Origin of the sequence: Mesorhizobium sp. B2-1-8 (assembly GCF_006442545.2) — a bacterium.
GTDB lineage: Bacteria > Pseudomonadota > Alphaproteobacteria > Rhizobiales > Rhizobiaceae > Mesorhizobium.
Genome location: NZ_CP083952.1, coordinates 4187488 through 4205174 on the forward strand (window position 1 = coordinate 4187488; position 17687 = coordinate 4205174).

The window sequence follows — 17687 nt, forward strand, 5'->3', positions numbered from 1 at the left end:
AAGCCCGGCGCGATCGCTCGCGCCGGGCTTTTCGTTCGTATCGGCCGACCGGCTCTACTGCTTGGTGTGCAGGTCTGTTCCGAGCGTGTCCTTGACGAAGATCATGCCGATGACCAGCGTGAACGCCGCGATCACCACCGGATACCAAAGGCCGTAGTAGATGTCGCCCTTGTAGGCGCTGAGCGCGAACACCGTCGCCGGCAGCAGGCCGCCGAACCAGCCATTGCCGATGTGATAGGGCAACGACATGCCGGTGTAGCGAATGCGGGTCGGGAACATCTCGACAAGGATCGCCGCGATCGGCCCGTAGACCATGGTCACGAACAGCACCAGGATGAACAGGATGCCGATTGTCATCGGCCAGTTCACCGCTGCCGGATCGGCGAACATGGCAAAGGCACCGCCGCCCGGTATGTTGTAGACGGTGACCTCGGGTGCACCCGCTGCCTCGTCGATGGTCAAGAGCTTGTCCTTGACCGCCTGATCAATCGGCACGGTCGCCTTCTCACCGGCTCGGATTGCGGCAGCGTCCAGCTTCAGTTCCGGGTTCGCGGCAACAAACGCATCGAGTTTCTGGTCCGCAACCTTGGTCGCCGCACGCTTCAGCGGATAACCGTTGTCCTGCAGGGACATGTTGACGGCCTTGACGAAGGCCGCGTCCTTGGACTTGGCCTGATCGCCGGCGGCGACCGCGTCGTAGGACGCCACCGTCTCTGTACCAATCTTGACTGACGCAGCCGTCCCGGGCGTAGCCGTCGACACCACGTCGTACGGAACCGAGTTCTTGGTCAGAAACGAAGTCGCGATGTCGCAGGACGTCGTGAATTTCGCGGTTCCGACCGGATTGAACTGGAACCTGCAGTCGCCGGGGGCCGCCGTCACCGTTGCCCGAGTGCTCTGTTGTGCCTTGGCGAGCGCCGGATTGGCGGCCCAGGTCAACGCCTTGAACAGTGGGAAGGTGCAGACGACGGCGAGCGCAAGGCCAGCCATGATGATCGGCTTGCGACCGATCTTGTCGGAGAGCCAGCCGAACACGACGAAGAAGATCGAGCCGAGCGCCAGCGCGATGGCGATCATGATGTTGACCGACTGGGCATCGACCTTCAGCACGTTCTGCAGGAAGAACAGCGCGTAGAACTGGCCATTGTACCAGACGACGGCCTGACCGGCGGTGAGGCCGAGCAGCGCCAGGAGCGCGATCTTGGCGTTCTTCCACTGGCCAAAGGCCTCCGAGAGCGGCGCCTTGGAGCCCCTGCCTTCGTCCTTCATCTTCTGGAAGGTCGGGGACTCCGAGAGAGACAACCGGATCCAGATCGAAACGGCGAGCAGCAGGAAAGAGACGATGAAAGGAATGCGCCAGCCCCAGGCGGCGTACGTCTCCTTGCTCAACGATCCCTGCACGATCAGGATCACGATCAGCGACAGGAACAGGCCGAGTGTCGCTGTCGTCTGGATCCATGAGGTGTAGAAGCCGCGGCGGTCATCGGGCGCGTGCTCGGCGACATAGGTCGCCGCACCACCATATTCGCCGCCCAGCGCCAAGCCCTGCAGCATGCGCAGGACGATCAGGATCACAGGAGCCGCGATGCCCAAGGTTGCATAGCCGGGCAGCAGACCGACCAGGAAGGTCGACAGACCCATGATCGTCATGGTGACCAGGAACGTATATTTGCGACCGACGAGGTCGCCGATGCGACCGAACAGCAACGCGCCGAACGGGCGCACCAGGAAGCCGGCGGCAAAGGCCAGCAGCGCGAAGATGTTGCGCGTTGCCTCGGGAATCGTCGGACTGAAAAAGGTCGAGCCGATGAAAGCCGCCAGCGAGCCGTAGAGATAGAAATCGTACCATTCGAAAACGGTGCCGAGCGAGGAAGCGAAGATGACCTTCTTCTCCTCCCGCGTCATGCCGCGGCTCGTTCCGCGGGCGGTCGATGCCATTGCCATTGAGTTATCCTCCCGTGAGACCCAGTCCTCGATGCTGTGCGCCACCGTCCGCGTTCTCCTCCGAACGCGGACTCAAAAAACGCAGCCAGCACAAGAGAAATGGCAGAAAGCGCCGGGGAAAGGCACCGCGACGATGGGATTATGACTTTGGTATTAGGTGCAGTGCGAAGGCGGCGCGAAGCGCTCAGGCCCGCAGCGCTTCGAGCAATTTGACGGCGGCCATCATGTCTCGTTTGCGGGCGGCACGACGCGCGACTGCTTCGGCGTCCTGTCCCCACTGCGCGATCTGCCAGTCCTCGTCGACATGGCCGGCGGCCCAGGCCTGCTCGCCGTCGAGCTCGCCGAAATCGACAGCCAACGCCAGCAATGCCGACCCGGTCAGCGAAGTCATGACATGAATGGCGGCTAGGCGCAGCGGCTCGGTGCGCTGAGCCATATGGCTGCCCAGCACGGCAATGGTTTCGCGCGGCTGCTCGACATGGATGATGCCTTCGGCAAGGTTGAAGCGAACCCCAAATGCGGTGCGTGCCCAGTCGATGACGGGATCCCACTGCTCGTTCTGGCGCTCGACCAGCCCTTGCGGGGCGTCGGCGCGGTAACAGAGCAGATCCGACGAGGCAAACCGCAGAATGTCTTCCAGCACCGCCTGCAGATCGCTGGCCACGCCATCGATGGCGGTATTGACCAGCCGCATCACCGGCATCGTCACCGGATTGATCGTCTCGCCCTGTTCGGCGAACTCGGCGGCAACCAGCGCCGCGGCCGCCTCGGTCGGCAGCGCCAGCAGAGCCTTGCCCGGCGTGCGCACCGGCCTGCTGTCGAGTTGCACGGCAAAGCCGGCTTCCACCGGCGCGAACGAGACCTCCTTGTAGAAGCGTTTGGGCAGCGGTGTCTTCATCTGGATCTGGGCGCGACGCACCGGATCCGGATCGGAAAGATACTTGCCCGCTTCGAGGTCGTTGAGGATGTCACGCATGAAGAAACTTTCTCACACCGGTGTCAGCTTGCGTGCCGGCCGGTTGACGATGATCAGCCCCGCCGCAATCAAGCCAAGTGCCAGAAAGATGCGGATGGTCAGCGGCTCGTTCAAGATGATCGCACCGCATAAAACACCGAAGACCGGCGACAGGAAGGTGAAGCTAGACAGGCCCGCGGCGGGATAGCGGCGCAGCAGCCAGAACCACAGCACGTAGGTAAAGGCGACGATATAGATCGCCTGGAAAAGCAGTGCCAATGTCGGCACCAAGGCTGGATCGCGAACCGGCGGGCCGGCGAGAGGCATCACCAACACGCCAACGATTGCGGCGCCGGCGAGTTGATAGAGCAGCAGCTTCTCCGCGCTTGCCTCGACCAGTTTCGATCGTTTGATGAGGATATTGGTCAATGCCCAGAAAAACCCGGAAACAAGGCTTAGGAGATCGCCGAACAGCATGTCTCCGCCACCGCCGAGCTTGTCGGAAAAAACGGTGGCAAGACCGGCAAAGGCCAACAGCAGGCCAAGGAACTTGCGCGTGGTGATCTGTTCGCCGAGCAGGAAATGGCCGCCGATCAGCATCCAGAACGGCATCGAGTTGACCAGCAGCGTGTTGCGGGCCACGGTCGTGTGCTCCAGGCCGACATAGAGGCAAAGGAACTCGATGCCGAAAAGCACGCCGACCGCGATGCCGGCCAGCAATGTCCCATCCCTGGTGAACAGCGCAATGCCGCGCCAGCGGCACCAGAGAAAGACGCAGAAACCACCGATGACCGAACGTGCGATCGACAGGAAGACGGGGTCGTAGCCGGCATAGGAGATCTTGGCGGCGACGTAGTTCAGGCCCCAGGAAAAGGTCAGGCCGACCATGATGGCGGCCGCCGCCATGTCGACCGTGTCGCGCCGATCGAGCGCGTCGGTGGCGTCGCTCACGGTCAATCCTCAGCGCTGGCGTCGTCGAAGCCGATCAGGTTCCAGCTCTGGCGCATATGCGGCGGCATCGGCGCGGTGACGTCGATGACGCCCTTGTCCGGGTGCGGAATAATGATGCGGCGCGCGTGCAGGTGCAGGCGGTTTTGAATGCCGCCGGGAAAATCCCAGTTGGTGTCGGCTTCGAAGTATTTCGGATCGCCGATGATCGGGCAGCCGATATAGGCGGCATGGACGCGGAGCTGGTGGGTGCGTCCCGTGTAAGGCTCCATCTCCAACCAGGTCATGGTCTGCGCCGCCTGCTCGATGATGCGGTAGTAGGACACGGCATGGTCGGCGCCCTTTTCACCATGGGCGGCGACGCGCACACGGTCGCCGTCCGGCGTAGCCTCCTTGATCAGCCAGGTCGAGATCTTGTCCTCTCGCTTGGGCGGCACGCCCTTGACCAGCGCCCAGTAGGTCTTCTTGGTTTCCCGCGCCCGGAACGCCTCGGAGAGCTTCATGGCGGCCAGCCTGGTGCGGGCGACGACCAGCACGCCCGACGTATCGCGGTCGAGCCGATGCACCAGCCGCGGCTTCTCGCCCTTCTGGTTGCGCCAGGCTTCCAGCATGTCGTCGACATTGCGCGTGACGCCGGAGCCGCCCTGAACGGCGAGGCCCGCCGGCTTGTTGAAGACGAAGACCTTAGGGTCCTCATGGATCAGCATCTTGGCGAGTACATCGGCGTCGCCCTGGTTGCGGATCGAGTGACCCGTCAGCGCGCTCTCGCCCTTCTTGTCCACCTCGAGCGGCGGTACACGCACCATCTGGCCCGGCTCGACACGGGTGTCGGCCTTGACCCGGCCGCCATCGACGCGGATCTGGCCGGAGCGCAGCAGTTTCTGCAGATGGCCGAAGCCAAGACCCGGGAAATGCGTTTTGAACCAGCGATCGAGCCGCATGCCCGCCTCGCCGGCCTCCACCGTGATCTGTTCAACGCCTGCCATGTTTTTTCGCTTGTCCGTTTCCCGAGCAGGGCTCTTGGCCCGCGCTTGGCGCGGCAATAGCACTAATGCATGCCGCCCAAAACCATAAAGCACGCCAAGGCGTGCTTTATGGCAGGCTTCTTACAAACCAAAGACCCAAAAACAGGGCGACAATGGCGACAATGACACTGGCCAGTGCGTAACCGAACGCGGGCAGCGTGGCCCCCCGCTCCCACAACAGCCCCATCGCGAAGGAGCCGATGATGTTGATCGCCATCGTGCCCCGGGGGTAGTTGGGGGCGACGAGGCGCAGAGCGCCCATACTGGTCAAATGGCGGATGCCGGCACGGATGCTGCCGCCGACAACAACAAGAGGCCAGATTGAACGTAGCCGTTGCTGCCGGTGCGAGGGTGCCGGCGTCAATCCCCTGAATCCGGTGCCCCTGAATCCGGTGCCCCTGAATCCGGTGCCCCTGAATCCGGTGCCCTTGGAGCCGGTGACGCTTCGGGATACCACGGACAGTCGACCGCGTCAGGAAACGCGCTTCCCAGGTTGCGCGATATCGGGCGATCATCGCCAGATCGCGGTTCACCAGACAGGCGTTGTCCAGTCCGGATATTCCTTCCGGAATTCGCCGTACAGCGCGTTGAGTTCCTGCTGCGTGACGGGGCGAATCTGCTCATACAGATAGCCGGTAACGGCGCCGGACAATTGGTACCGCGCAACGCGCTTGTAGGCGGCACCGATGCCTTGCCCGTCAAGAATATATTGGTTCGGAAGCGTGACGCAAATCTGCGCGCCTGGTTGCAGATGAGTAACCGGCGGGTCGGTCACAATCACAAATCTGGATTGCAATGCGTCCGGCCGAAACCCATCACGACTGTCCACCTGGCAAATCCAGCCGACATGAGGAACGAGGTCCCGATCCATCCCGAACAACAGCGCATCGCTCATCACAGCTCCCGAGGCAAAAACCGAAAAGCGATCCTCTGGTCCCAATCTGCTGGTCAGATCATCGATCATGCGCCTGTATTCGGGGAGATTGTCGAGATGGAGCGGGAGCGTGGCCTCTCGCGCAAAAACGAAATCGACCGGAGACAGGAGTTGACGACCCGTCGGGAAAAATGTGCCCAAGAAAGCGAGTCCAGCGACGACCGCCATGCCGGCGGTCCACCATCGCGATTTCAAGGCGGGTACGGAAACGATCGCGACGATGGCCTGGGCGTATGCGGGAAAAAGCCAAAGAAACATCGGCAGTGAATGATGGCGGTCCGGATCCTGCGTCCGGGTGAAAATCAAAAATGTGAGCATCGAGACGATGGCGCAGAATAGGGAGAACCTGTTGCGGCGGACAATGGAGATGTAAAGCCCGGCAATGATCAGCAGCCAATTTACATAGCTGAGCCGGCTCCCCATTTCACCGAGCTGGGTGACAAAGGTCGTCTTGTATCCGCTGTAGAGGTCGCCGTAGCTCGTTCCCACAATTCTGGCGATCAGCGGCAGTTGAAAGCTCAATGCGGTTGCGGCGATAACGAAGGTCGCGCACAGGCCACCCCCTACCGCCGCACGGAACGCCGGAAGGTCTCGGTCCCTTGCGATCCGCAGCAAACCCAGGAACGCCGCGGAAAGGGCAACCCCGATAGCGGCGTAGGCGTACCAGCGACGCAGCGTGAACGCCAACCATAGGCTCGCGCCGACGGATATTCCGCTCACCACCGGTTCGCGGGTCAGGAATTTGGACTTCCACAGGAAATAGGTTGCCGCGGTGAGAGCGAGGCAACCGGCAACATCAGGCATTCCACGAAGTGTCGGCGCCCAGAACGGCGTGTAGAGCAAGGCCGCGATCCAGACGGCTGGCCAGCTTCGAGAAGGTGCTTCGGAAACCGCCTCGAGATAACTTATCCTGCCTATGAAGAGAGCCGCTGGAGCCAGGTAGACCGACACTATTCCAGCAACGAAGGAAAGCCTCGAACCACCGAAGACGATGTGAAAGGGCATCAACGGCACCAGGATCGCCACACCATAATCTTCCGTGGCGATGGAGGTGGCCAACTGGCTCAGCCAGTCCAAGGGGTTCTCGACCAGGAGCGCCCCCTGCCGGTTGAACACATTGAAATAAGCAGCGTTGTCCCAATAATAGACTGGTTCTTCAAGCTTTATGTACGCGGCGCTGATGGCAATGCCTAGCATCACGGTGCATATGTAGGCTCCCGTCCAGAATCCGAAGACTTTGTTCTTTGACACTTGGATCCGCCAAGGAAGGAAGAGGGACAGAACTGCCGACGGCAGAATCGAGACGCCCTGACGCAGCCGTAGCCATTCGGGCAAATGCGAATCCTGCTACACAGTTCATATAATGAATTGTCGGTAGCCCAAAGAGGTCGAGGTCTGAACCAACGCAACGCTAAAGCTGCCCGTCTTGGAGGAGCATAGCCTGGCGGCCCTCAATACACCGGCGCCGGCAGCGGCTCTTGTCTTGACGCAATTCCCTGCGGAAAGTCGTCTGCATTTCATGGAATTGCGCCAAATTCCATGGTGGGATGCTGCCGGCTTCGCCGACAGCACCAATAGATATTCAACTCAGGTGGTTTCGACCTTCTTTGGCTTTGTGGAGCCAATCATTTTCCAGTTCTTGTAGAACATCGAATTGATGCGCTCGACGCTCACCGAGACGACCGCGAGCATGCCTGCGATCAGGCGAGGCACCGGGGACGGCCTGATAATATCCATGAAAACGCAGTAGCGGCGGCCATCATACTCGTTGACCGAGCGATGCAGCAGCGTGTCGTCGAAAATGAACTGCGGATTGTCGTACCAGTAGTTCTTGACGTTGCCGCATTCGACGAAAATCTCAGCTTTCACCGGGATCAGATTGTAGAGGATGCGTAGGCTGAGCCGCAGCGGCCCGAAATGCCAGGAGGTCGATTCGCGCTTGCTGAAGACGGAAACGGCAATCGTCTTGATGTATTTGAAATCCTTATTGAATTCCTCAACGTTGTCTATCCTGTGTTTGCCATACCACTGGTAGACATACATGCCGCGCCGGCCGGCGCCGAAATTGGCGTCGATATCGGCGATGATCTCATCCTTGCGCGCCTTGAAGACATCAAGGACCTCGTTGACTTCACGCTGATAGTCGGCGGGAAACTGCTCCAGCTTCCACACGCCCGGATTTCTGTAGCACAGAAGATCGACCAACAGGTTGAAGGGTGAAAGCAACCAGGTGAAGAGCCCGTTGCCAAGGAAGTAGCCGCTGAACAGCGCCAGATCCTTCCTGTCGTTGCGCAGCACGTCGATCAGGCCACAGACGATGAAGATCGTCGTCAGGATCGGGATGAAATAGAAGCCAAGGGCAAGAAGCGGGATGGCAATGGCGAACTTGCGAAGGGATTTGCGAAGGTTTTTTGTCATTTTTCTACGCGCGAAGCGCGATCCTGTTGCGAATGAGGTGCCCAAATCATGGCAACGGCCACCGCCCGACCGTGCGCCTTGATAAGGTCTTTTGGATCACCGCACAACGGCCATGGTAGCTGGCCGGGCTGGCTGCCTGGTGAAGCCTGCCGGGCTGTCAATGCACTTCCGGCAAGCCAAGCTCGTCCCATTTGTCCCTGGCCACGGGATCGCCGACCAGGAATTCAAAGCCAATGACACTTTCGCCGTCCTGCGCAAGCTGGCATTTGAACTTCAAACTGTACCAGTTTCTACGGCTGCGAAAAGCCGCACCGTCAGCGGCGATCGTCGTGTCGGTGATCTTTTCCTCGGCGGTTGCGTAGGGGACCACCTGCTCTGGCCGGAAATCCGCGCGCCATTGGCGGATCTGATCCATGGCCTCCAGATTGCAAAGCTGCACCATGCGCTCGTCGGATGCGAAGGTCTCGAGATCGGCGCGCGCCTGCTTGCTACGCGGATCGGCCAGGGTCTTGGCCGACAGCATCCGCGTCGGACGAATCATGGCAGGCGCGACGGGCGGTTGAGTTTTGGGCGGGTTCGAAGCAGGTGGTGGCTCTGCCGCCCGCGCCTCCGGTACCGCTGGAGCCGCAGGGGCCGGCGGCGGTTTCGTCGATGCCTCGAACTGTTCAGGCGTCAGGATGTCGACCGACACCCGCTCGTCCTCCAGCCCGGTCGGCCGCTTCGGCAACGGCATCAATGCCAGTGTCGCGGCGAACAGTATATGGAGGACGACCGAAGTTGAAATGCCCCAGGGCGAAGCCTCGTCCCGAAGCGTGACGACCACCGGGCCACGCAAACCGGTTATTCCCGCTCTTTGCGCAGCTTTGCCCAGTAGTCGAGCCGCTTTCTAATATCGCGCTCGAAACCACGCTCGGGCGGATCGTAGAAGGTTTGTCGACCCATCTTCTCGGGAAAATAGTCCTGGCCTGAAAAGGCGTCCGGCTCATCATGGTCGTATCGGTAGCCGGCGCCGTAATCCTCCTCTTTCATCAGCTTGGTCGGCGCGTTGAGGATGTGCTTCGGCGGCAGCAGCGAGCCATGTTCCTTCGCGGCCCGCGTAGCTGCCTTGAAAGCCGTATAGACGGCGTTGGATTTCGGCGCGGTAGCGAGATAGACAGTGGCCTCGGCGAAAGCGAGTTCGCCCTCCGGAGAGCCGAGATAGTCATAGGCATCCTTGGCGGCGTTGGCGACGACCAGTGCCTGCGGATCGGCCAGCCCGATGTCCTCCATCGCCATGCGCACCAGCCGGCGGCCGAGATAGAGCGGATCCTCGCCGGCATCGAACATGCGCGCGAGATAGTAGAGTGCGGCATCCGGATCCGAGCCGCGCACCGACTTGTGCAGCGCCGAGATCAGATTGTAGTGGCCGTCCTGGCCCTTGTCGTAGATCGGCGCGCGGCGCTGCACGATGCGCTGCAGCCCCTCGGGATCGAATATCTCGCCAGGCTTGGCCGCGCGCCAGACTTCCTCGGCAAGCGTCAGCGATGCGCGTCCGTCGCCATCGCTCATGCGGATCAGCATCGCTCGCGCCTCGTCATCGAGCGGCAGCGCCCTGCCCTCGGTCTCCTCCGCCCGCGTCATCAGCATGGCGATGCTGTCTTCGCCGAGCGAATGAAAGACCATGACCCGCGCGCGCGACAACAAGGCCGCGTTGAGTTCGAAGGACGGGTTTTCAGTCGTGGCGCCGACCAGGACAACCGTTCCATCCTCCATGACGGGAAGAAAAGAATCCTGCTGGGCTCGGTTGAAGCGATGAATCTCGTCGACGAAAAGGAGGGTTTGGCGGCCGTTGGCGCGGCGCAGCTTGGCCGCCTCGAACACCTTCTTCAGATCGGCGACGCCGGAAAAGACGGCGGATATCTGCTCGAACGCAAGGCTGGTCTCGCCGGCAAGCAATCGCGCCACCGTGGTCTTGCCGGTGCCGGGCGGCCCCCAGAAGATCATCGAGCCCAGCGAACCGGAGCCGATCAGCCGGGTCAGCGCGCCGTCGGGACCCGTCAGATGCTCCTGGCCGACGACCTCGCCAAGGTTCTTCGGACGCAACCTGTCGGCCAGCGGCCGCCCGGGCGACACCTTTTCCGGTTCGTCAACGCTGAACAGATCGGCCATGCACTTCTTTTAGGTTTGGAGCGCGATCCTTCAGGGGATCGAACTCAGTAACGCAACACCTGGCGTAGTATCTGCCCGCCGCGCTCGACGGTAAAGCGCCACCAGCGCGTATCCTGCTGGGCGACCTGTGCCAGGACAGCTGCCGTATCGATAGTCGTGCCGTTGACCTCGCGCACGATGTCGCCCGGCTGGAAGCCGAAATCGGCGGCCGGCGAATCACGGTTGATGTCGATCACGGTCACGCCCTTGAGATCGGTCCGCAGGCCGAGCTTCTGGGCAAGCCGCGGCGACAGTTCCGAGACCTTGGCGCCCGAGAACGGGCTGCGGCCATGCAATGTCACTTCCGAGGCTTTTGCACCCTCCGGCGCACGCTCCAGCGCGATATCCATCGCCGCCTGCTGGCCCTTGGTCAGGATCGCGAAATTCGCCTTGGTGCCGATCGACAGCGTCGCCATGCGATAGTCCAGCGCCTCGATGCTCTCGACCGGCTTGCCGTTGATCTGCAGCACGACATCGCCGGGCTTCAGCCCTGCCTTGCCGGCGGGACCCGACGCGTCGACCGAGGAGACCAGCGCCCCGGTCGGCTTTTCCATGCCGAGCGATTCGGCGATCTGCGGTGTCACCGCTTCGAACTCGGCGCCGATATAGGGGCGTTCGAAGAAATCGAGACCGGCCTTGGCGGCATCGGCAAAAGCCCGCACCATGTTGGCGGGGATGGCAAAGCCGATACCGATCGAGCCGCCGCTGCGGCTGTAGATGGCGGTGTTGATGCCGACGAGCTGGCCGCCCATGTTGATCAGCGCACCGCCGGAATTGCCGGGATTGATAGCGGCGTCGGTCTGGATGAAATAGCCCGAATCCGAGACGCCGATATGGCTGCGCGCAAGCGCGGAAACGATGCCGCTGGTGGTGGTCTGGCCAACGCCGAAGGGATTGCCGATGGCCAGCACCAGGTCGCCCACCTCGAGCGCGTCGGAATCGCCGATGGCGATCACCGGGAACGGTTTGTCGGACTCGATCTTGAGCACGGCAAGGTCGAGCGTCTCGTCCTTCAGCATCACCTTGCTGGTGAACTCGCGGCCGTCGGCGGTCGCCACCTTGACCTCGTCGGCGTCCTTGATGACATGGAAATTGGTGACGATGACACCGCTCGGATCGACCAGCACGCCCGACCCCAGCGAAGACTGCGCGCGCGGCTGGGCACGGCCGAAAAACTCCTCGAAGAAGGGGTCGCCTTCAAAGGGTGACGTCACCTTGGCCGTCTGCGAGGCATAGACATTGACCACGGCAGGCGCCGTCTGCTTGACCAGCGGCGCGAAGGAAAGCTGGACCTCCTCGCGGCCGAACGGCACGCGCTTGTCCGGGCCGGAAGTGGCATTCTCGCCTTCGACGCCATGCAGCAAGTCGGTCAGCACATCGGAGAGCCCGGGATCGGCTGGCTTGGCGGCGTCCTCGGCCAGCGCCTGCCGGACTGCCGGTGCGGCTGCGAACACCATGAAGGCGCAGAGCAGAACAAGGGACAGTCTTTTGGCGCGCATTGCGAATCCTCCAAGCGAGTTCGGGCGCATTGTCCCGACGAATGTGCAAAATGAAAGGCTAAGCCGCTGAAATCCGATTATTTTCGCGCCAATCAATAGTTTGGGTACGCTCTGGCGCGTGCAGAATATGAAAAAGGGGCCCGCGGGCCCCTTTTGAATTCAATCTAAAAGACGAAACCTTATGCGGCCGCGGCTTCGTCCGTGCCTTCCGCCTCGAGGCGGGCGCGGTCGCCGGCGCCCTTGGCGTCGGTGTCGCGGTCGACGAACTCGATGACCGCCATCGCGGCATTGTCGCCGTGACGGAAGCCCGCCTTCATGATGCGCAGGTAGCCGCCGTTGCGGGTGGCATAGCGCGGGGCGATGGTGTCGAACAGGCGCTTGACGACGCCTTCATTGCCGATCTGGGCGATCACCTGGCGGCGGGCGTGCAGGTCGCCGCGCTTGCCGAGCGTCACCAGCTTCTCGACGATCGGACGCAGGTCCTTCGCCTTCGGCAAGGTGGTGACGATCTGCTCGTGCTCGAGCAGCGACACCGCCAGGTTGGCGAACATCGACTTGCGGTGGCTTATGCTGCGGGCGAAGCGGCGGCCTTTGAAACCGTGGCGCATGGCTCTTTTCCTTCTTCAGTTGTTCAAGAGGCCACGGCCTCTGATGGTTTTCCGCACGACCGTCGGATCGAGCGGCTCGCGCCGCCGATCCTTGGAGTTCATGCTCAATATTGGTCTTCGTAACGCTTTGCGAGGTCTTCGATATTTTCCGGCGGCCAATCCGGCACTTCCATACCGAGGTGCAGGCCCATCGCCGCCAGCACTTCCTTGATCTCGTTCAGCGACTTGCGGCCGAAGTTCGGGGTGCGCAGCATCTCGGCTTCGGTCTTCTGGATGAGATCGCCGATGTAGACGATGTTGTCGTTCTTCAGGCAGTTGGCCGAACGCACCGAAAGCTCGAGCTCGTCGACCTTCTTGAGCAGCGCCGGGTTGAAGGCGAGTTCGGTGACGGCTTCGGCGGCGACTTCCTTCTGCGGCTCGTCGAAGTTGACGAACAGGCCAAGCTGGTCCTGCAGGATGCGGGCGGCGAAAGCCACCGCGTCCTCGCCTGAGATCGAACCGTCGGTCTCAATGGTCATGGTCAGCTTGTCATAGTCGAGAACCTGGCCCTCGCGGGTGTTCTCGACCTTGTAGGAGACCTTCTTCACCGGCGAATACAGGCTGTCGACCGGGATCAGGCCAATCGGCGCGTCTTCGGCTCGGTTGCGCTCGGCCGGCACGTAGCCCTTGCCGGTGTCGACGGTGAATTCCATGCGGATTTCAGCGCCTTCGTCCAGCGTGCAGATGACGTGGTCGGGGTTGAGGATCTCGACATCGCCAACCGTCTGGATGTCGCCGGCGAGAACCGCGCCCGGGCCCTGCTTGCGCACGACCATGCGCTTGGGGCCATCGCCTTCCATGCGGATGGCGATTTCCTTGATGTTGAGGACGATGTCGGTCACGTCCTCGCGCACACCGGCGATGGACGAGAATTCATGCAGAACGCCGTCGATCTGCACGGCGGTGACGGCCGCACCGCGCAGCGAAGACAGAAGCACGCGGCGCAGCGCGTTGCCGAGGGTGAGGCCAAAGCCGCGCTCGAGCGGCTCGGCGACCAGCGTGGTCAGCGTCTTCTTCTTCGACGAGAACTCGATCTTGTTCGGCTTGATCAGTTCCTGCCAATTTTTCTGGATCATGATGCTTTCCTTCCGTTGACCCGCCACTATCCAATCGTGGCGGGCGACCTGGAATACCGTGGAGGAACGCTCTGGGCGCTCACGCGGCGTTCGATAAATTGCTTAGACGCGGCGCTTCTTGCGCGGGCGGCAGCCATTGTGCGGGATCGGCGTCACATCACGGATCGAGGTGATGGTGAAGCCGGCCGCCTGCAGGGCGCGCAGCGCCGATTCGCGACCGGAGCCTGGTCCGCAGACCTCGACTTCGAGCATGCGCATGCCGTGTTCCTGGGCCTTCTTGGCAACGTCCTCGGCAGCCATCTGGGCGGCGAACGGGGTCGACTTGCGCGAACCCTTGAAGCCCTGGGCACCGGCCGACGACCAGGCGATCGAATTGCCCTGCGCGTCGGTGATGGTGATCATCGTGTTGTTGAAGGTCGAATTGACGTGGGCAACGCCCGACGAGATGTTCTTGCGTTCGCGGCGGCGAACACGTGCGGCTTCCTTGGCCATGGTAGTCCTTTCAATTGATCTCTACACCGCCGTAATGCCAGCGGCTCCACCTGGAAAAGTGAGCAGTGAATTAGTGAGTAGTGACAGTGCAGGCGTCAACGCCGCAATCCACTACCCACTACCAGCTACTCACTCTCTTACTTCTTCTTGCCCGCGATCGATTTGGCCGGGCCCTTGCGGGTACGAGCATTGGTATGGGTGCGCTGGCCGCGAACCGGCAGCGAGCGGCGATGACGCAGGCCGCGGTAGCAGCCGAGATCCATCAGGCGCTTGATGTTCATCGACACTTCGCGGCGCAGGTCGCCTTCGACCTGGTAATCGCGGTCGATGGTCTCGCGGATCTGCAGCACTTCCGCGTCGGTCAGCTGGTTGACGCGGCGCTCGGCCGGGATGCCGACCTTGTCGACGATCTCCTGGGCGAACTTCTTGCCAATGCCGTGAATGTACTGAAGCGCGATGACGACGCGCTTGTTGGTCGGAATGTTGACGCCGGCTATACGAGCCATGTTCTTCTCTTCTCCATATGGGCCGGCCAACCCTCGAAAACAAGGCAGGTCCGGCGCTGTCCACATTGCCCCGCGTCCGGTGGAGGCCGGCCCTTGCGGGAGTTTCCAGTTCAAAGCGACTACCTTGCCCTTGCGGACAAGCAAAGTGCGCATCTGACAGGAAGACGGGCCGCCATACCGCAGCGAACCGTCTCCGTCAAGCTCAATCTTTAAATTCCCTTACCGCGCCTTTGTAGCCGCCGCGAGCACGGCTTCGATCTCGGCGGTTACCGCGTCGATACTGGCCATGCCGTCCACAGTCTTGAGCTTGCCCTTGGCGTAATAGTAGCCGGTCAGCGGAGCGGTCTTCTTGTAGTATTCCCGCAGGCGCTCTTCGAACACGGCCGGATTGTCGTCCTTGCGCACCGGCTGGCCGGCCGCCTTGGCATCATCGGCGCGCTTGACGATCCGGCCGACCAGGGCCCTGTCGTCGACGACGAGTTCGACAACCGTGTCGAGGCCGATGCCACGCTCCGAGAGCATCGATTCAACCGCATCGGCCTGCACCAGCGTACGCGGGTAGCCGTCGAGGATAAACCCCCTGGCACAGTCGGCCTGATCGATACGCTCGGCGACGATGGCGTTGACGATGGCGTCGGAGACCAGCTCGCCGGCATCCATCACCGCCTTGGCACGCTTGCCGACCTCGGTACCCGCCTGGACGGCAGCACGCAGCATGTCACCCGTCGAGAGCTGGGGTATGCCGTGTTTTTCTACCAGTCTTTGTGCTTGTGTCCCCTTGCCCGCCCCCGGCGGCCCAAGCAAAATCAACCTCATCTGGCTTTCTTCCCCCCGCGCAGCTTCGACTTCTTGATCAGCCCTTCATACTGGTGCGCGATCAGGTGACCCTGAATCTGCGCAACCGTATCGAGCGTGACACTGACCACGATCAGAAGCGATGTGCCACCGAGGTAGAATGGTACGCCAGTCGCCGAGATCAGGAACTCCGGCAGCAGGCACACCAGCACCAGATAGATGGCGCCGACGACGGTGATGCGGGTGAGAACGTAATCGATGTAATCGGCGGTGCGCTCGCCCGGCCGGTAGCCCGGGATGAAGCCCGAATGCTTCTTGAGCTGGTCGGCGGTGTCCTTCGGGTTGAAGACAATCGCAGTGTAGAAGAAGGCGAAGAACACGATCATCGCCGCGTAGAATGCCATGTAGAGCGGCTGGCCGTGGCCGAGCGAGGCCAGGATGGTGCTGGCCCAGGCCGGCATGTTGGTCGCCTGCGAGAAACCGGCGACGGTCGCCGGCAGCAAGAGCAGCGACGACGCGAAGATCGGCGGGATGACGCCCGACGTGTTGAGCTTGAGCGGCAGGTGCGAGGTATCGCCCTGGAACATGCGATTGCCGACTTGGCGCTTCGGATACTGGATCAGCAGGCGGCGCTGAGCCCGCTCGAAGAAGACGATGAGCGCGATGACGACAATGGCCAGCACGATGATCGCCAGGATCAGGCCGGTCGACAGCGCGCCGGTGCGGCCGAGTTCCAGTGTCCCCGATATGGCGCGCGGCAGGCCGGCGACGATGCCGGAGAAGATGATCAGCGAAATGCCGTTGCCGATGCCGCGCGCGGTGATCTGTTCGCCGAGCCACATCAGGAACATGGTGCCGCCGACCAGCGTGACGACGGTCGAGAGACGGAAGAACATCCCGGGATCATTGACGATGCCGTTGCCGTTCTCCAGTCCCACCGAAATACCATAGGCCTGCACGAGCGCCAGGAGCACGGTGCCGTAGCGCGTGTATTGGTTGATGACCTTGCGGCCCTGTTCGCCTTCCTTCTTCAGCGCTTCCAGCGAGGGAATGACCGAGGTCATCAGCTGCATGATGATGGAGGCGGAGATATAGGGCATGATGCCGAGCGCGAAGATCGCCATGCGCTGCACGGCACCGCCGGCGAACATGTTGAACATGCCGAGCACGCCCTTGCTCTGCGAGGAGAAGGCATGGGCGAAGGCGTCGGGATTGATCCCGGGAAGCGGGATGTAGGTGCCGAGACGGTAGACGAGCAACGCGCCGATGGTGAACCAGATGCGTTTCTTCAGGTCCTCCGCCTTGGCGAAGGCCGAGAAATTCAGATTCGAGGCTAGTTGTTCAGCAGCCGAAGCCATGCCTGATTCTCCGCTTGGTAACGCTTGATGGCCCGTGGGGTCAGGCGGTGCGTTTCACCGAAGCTCACGAGATAAGCTCCGGGCTGTAAACATGCAAGCGGCCGCGTTGACGCGGCCGCTAAATTGAGCAGATCAAAGCGCGATCGAAAGCAAAAACGAATGCCACTCTTGCCGACCGCGCTTCAAATTGCCGTTACTCGGCAGCTGCCTTTTCCGGCAGCTTGACCGAACCGCCGGCCTTTTCGATCTTCTCGATCGCGGCCTTGGAGGCGCCAGCGACGTCGAAGGCGAGCTTGGCCTTGAGTTCGCCATCGGACAGCACGCGCACGCCATCCTTGACGCGACGGATGACGCCGGCGGCGACAAGCGCCTCGGCCGTCACGGTCGCCTTGACGTCAAGCTTCTTGGCATCGACGGCTTCCTGGATGCGGGCCAGCGACACGACAACGAAGCTCTTGGCGAAAATGTTGTTGAAGCCACGCTTCGGCAGGCGCCGATAGAGCGGCATCTGGCCACCCTCGAAGCCGTTGACGGCAACGCCGGAGCGCGCCTTCTGGCCCTTGACGCCGCGACCGGCGGTCTTGCCCGAACCGGAGCCTATACCGCGGCCGAGACGCTTCTTGGAGTGCGTCGCGCCGTCCTTGTCACGCAGATCGTTGAGTTTCATCTTGCTTCTCCTGCGCTCTGGCTCAGCCCTCGTCCACGACGCGGACGAGATGCTGGACGGCAGCGATCATGCCGCGCACGGAGGGCGTATCTTCCAGCGTGCGCTGCTTGTGCATCTTGTTGAGGCCGAGGCCGACCAGCGTCGCGCGCTGTTCCTTCGGACGGCGGATCGGCGAGCCGATCTGCTCAACGGTGATGGTCTTGGTTGCTTTCTTGGCCATGGTCAAAATCCCTGGT

Annotated in this window: 18 protein-coding genes; all 18 read right to left on the reverse strand. The window is 61.9% G+C overall.

All coding sequences use genetic code 11. The annotated features are described in order from the left end of the window. Positions 1-54: 54 nt before the first annotated feature. The 18 genes from FJ970_RS20445 to rpmD all read right to left on the reverse strand — a co-directional run bounded on the left by FJ970_RS20445 (position 55) and on the right by rpmD (position 17671). Positions 55-1944 (reverse strand): MFS transporter, encoded by a 1890-nt coding sequence (locus FJ970_RS20445; protein WP_140758608.1) that lies wholly within the window; start codon positions 1942-1944, stop codon positions 55-57. Positions 1945-2128: 184 nt separating this feature from the next. After that, a complete protein-coding gene (locus tag FJ970_RS20450) occupies positions 2129-2920 on the reverse strand; it encodes an ATP12 family chaperone protein (RefSeq protein WP_140758607.1) in 792 nt (263 codons plus the stop codon). Between the two features lie 12 nt (positions 2921-2932). Continuing rightward, a complete protein-coding gene (locus FJ970_RS20455; RefSeq protein ID WP_181178569.1) occupies positions 2933-3805 on the reverse strand; it encodes a DMT family transporter in 873 nt (290 codons plus the stop codon). A 47-nt stretch (positions 3806-3852) separates the two neighbouring features. Next, positions 3853-4833 carry an RluA family pseudouridine synthase gene (locus FJ970_RS20460; protein ID WP_140758605.1) on the reverse strand — a complete coding sequence of 327 codons (981 nt, stop codon included), beginning with the start codon at positions 4831-4833 and terminating at the stop codon, positions 3853-3855. A 106-nt stretch (positions 4834-4939) separates the two neighbouring features. After that, positions 4940-5236: a hypothetical protein gene (locus tag FJ970_RS20465; protein WP_140758604.1), complete on the reverse strand. Its 297-nt coding sequence runs from the start codon at positions 5234-5236 to the stop codon at positions 4940-4942. A gap of 165 nt (positions 5237-5401) precedes the next feature. Beyond that, positions 5402-7057, reverse strand: a complete 1656-nt coding sequence (locus tag FJ970_RS20470; RefSeq protein WP_140758725.1) for a hypothetical protein — start codon at positions 7055-7057, stop codon at positions 5402-5404. A 336-nt stretch (positions 7058-7393) separates the two neighbouring features. Next, positions 7394-8224: an aspartyl/asparaginyl beta-hydroxylase domain-containing protein gene (locus FJ970_RS20475; RefSeq protein ID WP_140758603.1), complete on the reverse strand. Its 831-nt coding sequence runs from the start codon at positions 8222-8224 to the stop codon at positions 7394-7396. A gap of 157 nt (positions 8225-8381) precedes the next feature. After that, positions 8382-9059, reverse strand: a complete 678-nt coding sequence (locus FJ970_RS20480) for a DUF930 domain-containing protein (RefSeq protein ID WP_227791861.1) — start codon at positions 9057-9059, stop codon at positions 8382-8384. Between the two features lie 5 nt (positions 9060-9064). Continuing rightward, on the reverse strand, positions 9065-10372 hold the full coding sequence (locus FJ970_RS20485) for a replication-associated recombination protein A (protein ID WP_140758602.1): 1308 nt from the start codon (positions 10370-10372) through the stop codon (positions 9065-9067). 44 nt (positions 10373-10416) lie between these two features. Continuing rightward, on the reverse strand, positions 10417-11910 hold the full coding sequence (locus FJ970_RS20490; protein WP_140758601.1) for a DegQ family serine endoprotease: 1494 nt from the start codon (positions 11908-11910) through the stop codon (positions 10417-10419). Between the two features lie 179 nt (positions 11911-12089). Then, positions 12090-12518 (reverse strand): 50S ribosomal protein L17, encoded by a 429-nt coding sequence (gene rplQ / locus FJ970_RS20495; RefSeq protein ID WP_127279754.1) that lies wholly within the window; start codon positions 12516-12518, stop codon positions 12090-12092. 104 nt (positions 12519-12622) lie between these two features. Next, positions 12623-13633: a DNA-directed RNA polymerase subunit alpha gene (locus FJ970_RS20500; protein WP_006205443.1), complete on the reverse strand. Its 1011-nt coding sequence runs from the start codon at positions 13631-13633 to the stop codon at positions 12623-12625. Between the two features lie 102 nt (positions 13634-13735). Next, a complete protein-coding gene (gene rpsK / locus FJ970_RS20505) occupies positions 13736-14125 on the reverse strand; it encodes a 30S ribosomal protein S11 (RefSeq protein ID WP_006205444.1) in 390 nt (129 codons plus the stop codon). A gap of 137 nt (positions 14126-14262) precedes the next feature. Continuing rightward, positions 14263-14631 carry a 30S ribosomal protein S13 gene (gene rpsM / locus FJ970_RS20510; RefSeq protein WP_006205445.1) on the reverse strand — a complete coding sequence of 123 codons (369 nt, stop codon included), beginning with the start codon at positions 14629-14631 and terminating at the stop codon, positions 14263-14265. Positions 14632-14850: 219 nt separating this feature from the next. Then, entirely contained in the window at positions 14851-15447 is a 597-nt protein-coding gene (locus FJ970_RS20515; RefSeq protein WP_140758600.1) for an adenylate kinase, read from the reverse strand. Then, positions 15444-16784: a preprotein translocase subunit SecY gene (gene secY / locus FJ970_RS20520; RefSeq protein ID WP_140758599.1), complete on the reverse strand. Its 1341-nt coding sequence runs from the start codon at positions 16782-16784 to the stop codon at positions 15444-15446. The genes FJ970_RS20515 and secY overlap by 4 nt, the downstream gene beginning before the upstream one ends. A 193-nt stretch (positions 16785-16977) precedes the next feature. Continuing rightward, entirely contained in the window at positions 16978-17451 is a 474-nt protein-coding gene (rplO, locus tag FJ970_RS20525; protein ID WP_140758598.1) for a 50S ribosomal protein L15, read from the reverse strand. A 22-nt stretch (positions 17452-17473) separates the two neighbouring features. Further along, positions 17474-17671 carry a 50S ribosomal protein L30 gene (rpmD, locus tag FJ970_RS20530; RefSeq protein ID WP_006205449.1) on the reverse strand — a complete coding sequence of 66 codons (198 nt, stop codon included), beginning with the start codon at positions 17669-17671 and terminating at the stop codon, positions 17474-17476. Between the last annotated feature and the right edge of the window lie 16 nt (positions 17672-17687).

What these genes read in the sequence shown, in the direction of transcription:
- FJ970_RS20485 (WP_140758602.1), bottom strand. Translation starts at nt 10,372, where the DNA reads ATGGCCGATCTGTTCAGCGTTGACGAACCGGAAAAGGTGTCGCCCGGG.
- FJ970_RS20455 (WP_181178569.1), bottom strand. Translation starts at nt 3,805, where the DNA reads ATGGCGGCGGCCGCCATCATGGTCGGCCTGACCTTTTCCTGGGGCCTG.
- FJ970_RS20515 (WP_140758600.1), bottom strand. Translation starts at nt 15,447, where the DNA reads ATGAGGTTGATTTTGCTTGGGCCGCCGGGGGCGGGCAAGGGGACACAA.
- rpsK (WP_006205444.1), bottom strand. Translation starts at nt 14,125, where the DNA reads ATGGCCAAGGAAGCCGCACGTGTTCGCCGCCGCGAACGCAAGAACATC.
- rpsM (WP_006205445.1), bottom strand. Translation starts at nt 14,631, where the DNA reads ATGGCTCGTATAGCCGGCGTCAACATTCCGACCAACAAGCGCGTCGTC.
- FJ970_RS20460 (WP_140758605.1), bottom strand. Translation starts at nt 4,833, where the DNA reads ATGGCAGGCGTTGAACAGATCACGGTGGAGGCCGGCGAGGCGGGCATG.
- rpmD (WP_006205449.1), bottom strand. Translation starts at nt 17,671, where the DNA reads ATGGCCAAGAAAGCAACCAAGACCATCACCGTTGAGCAGATCGGCTCG.
- FJ970_RS20450 (WP_140758607.1), bottom strand. Translation starts at nt 2,920, where the DNA reads ATGCGTGACATCCTCAACGACCTCGAAGCGGGCAAGTATCTTTCCGAT.
- rplQ (WP_127279754.1), bottom strand. Translation starts at nt 12,518, where the DNA reads ATGCGCCACGGTTTCAAAGGCCGCCGCTTCGCCCGCAGCATAAGCCAC.
- FJ970_RS20490 (WP_140758601.1), bottom strand. Translation starts at nt 11,910, where the DNA reads ATGCGCGCCAAAAGACTGTCCCTTGTTCTGCTCTGCGCCTTCATGGTG.
- FJ970_RS20500 (WP_006205443.1), bottom strand. Translation starts at nt 13,633, where the DNA reads ATGATCCAGAAAAATTGGCAGGAACTGATCAAGCCGAACAAGATCGAG.
- secY (WP_140758599.1), bottom strand. Translation starts at nt 16,784, where the DNA reads ATGGCTTCGGCTGCTGAACAACTAGCCTCGAATCTGAATTTCTCGGCC.
- FJ970_RS20445 (WP_140758608.1), bottom strand. Translation starts at nt 1,944, where the DNA reads ATGGCAATGGCATCGACCGCCCGCGGAACGAGCCGCGGCATGACGCGG.
- rplO (WP_140758598.1), bottom strand. Translation starts at nt 17,451, where the DNA reads ATGAAACTCAACGATCTGCGTGACAAGGACGGCGCGACGCACTCCAAG.
- FJ970_RS20475 (WP_140758603.1), bottom strand. Translation starts at nt 8,224, where the DNA reads ATGACAAAAAACCTTCGCAAATCCCTTCGCAAGTTCGCCATTGCCATC.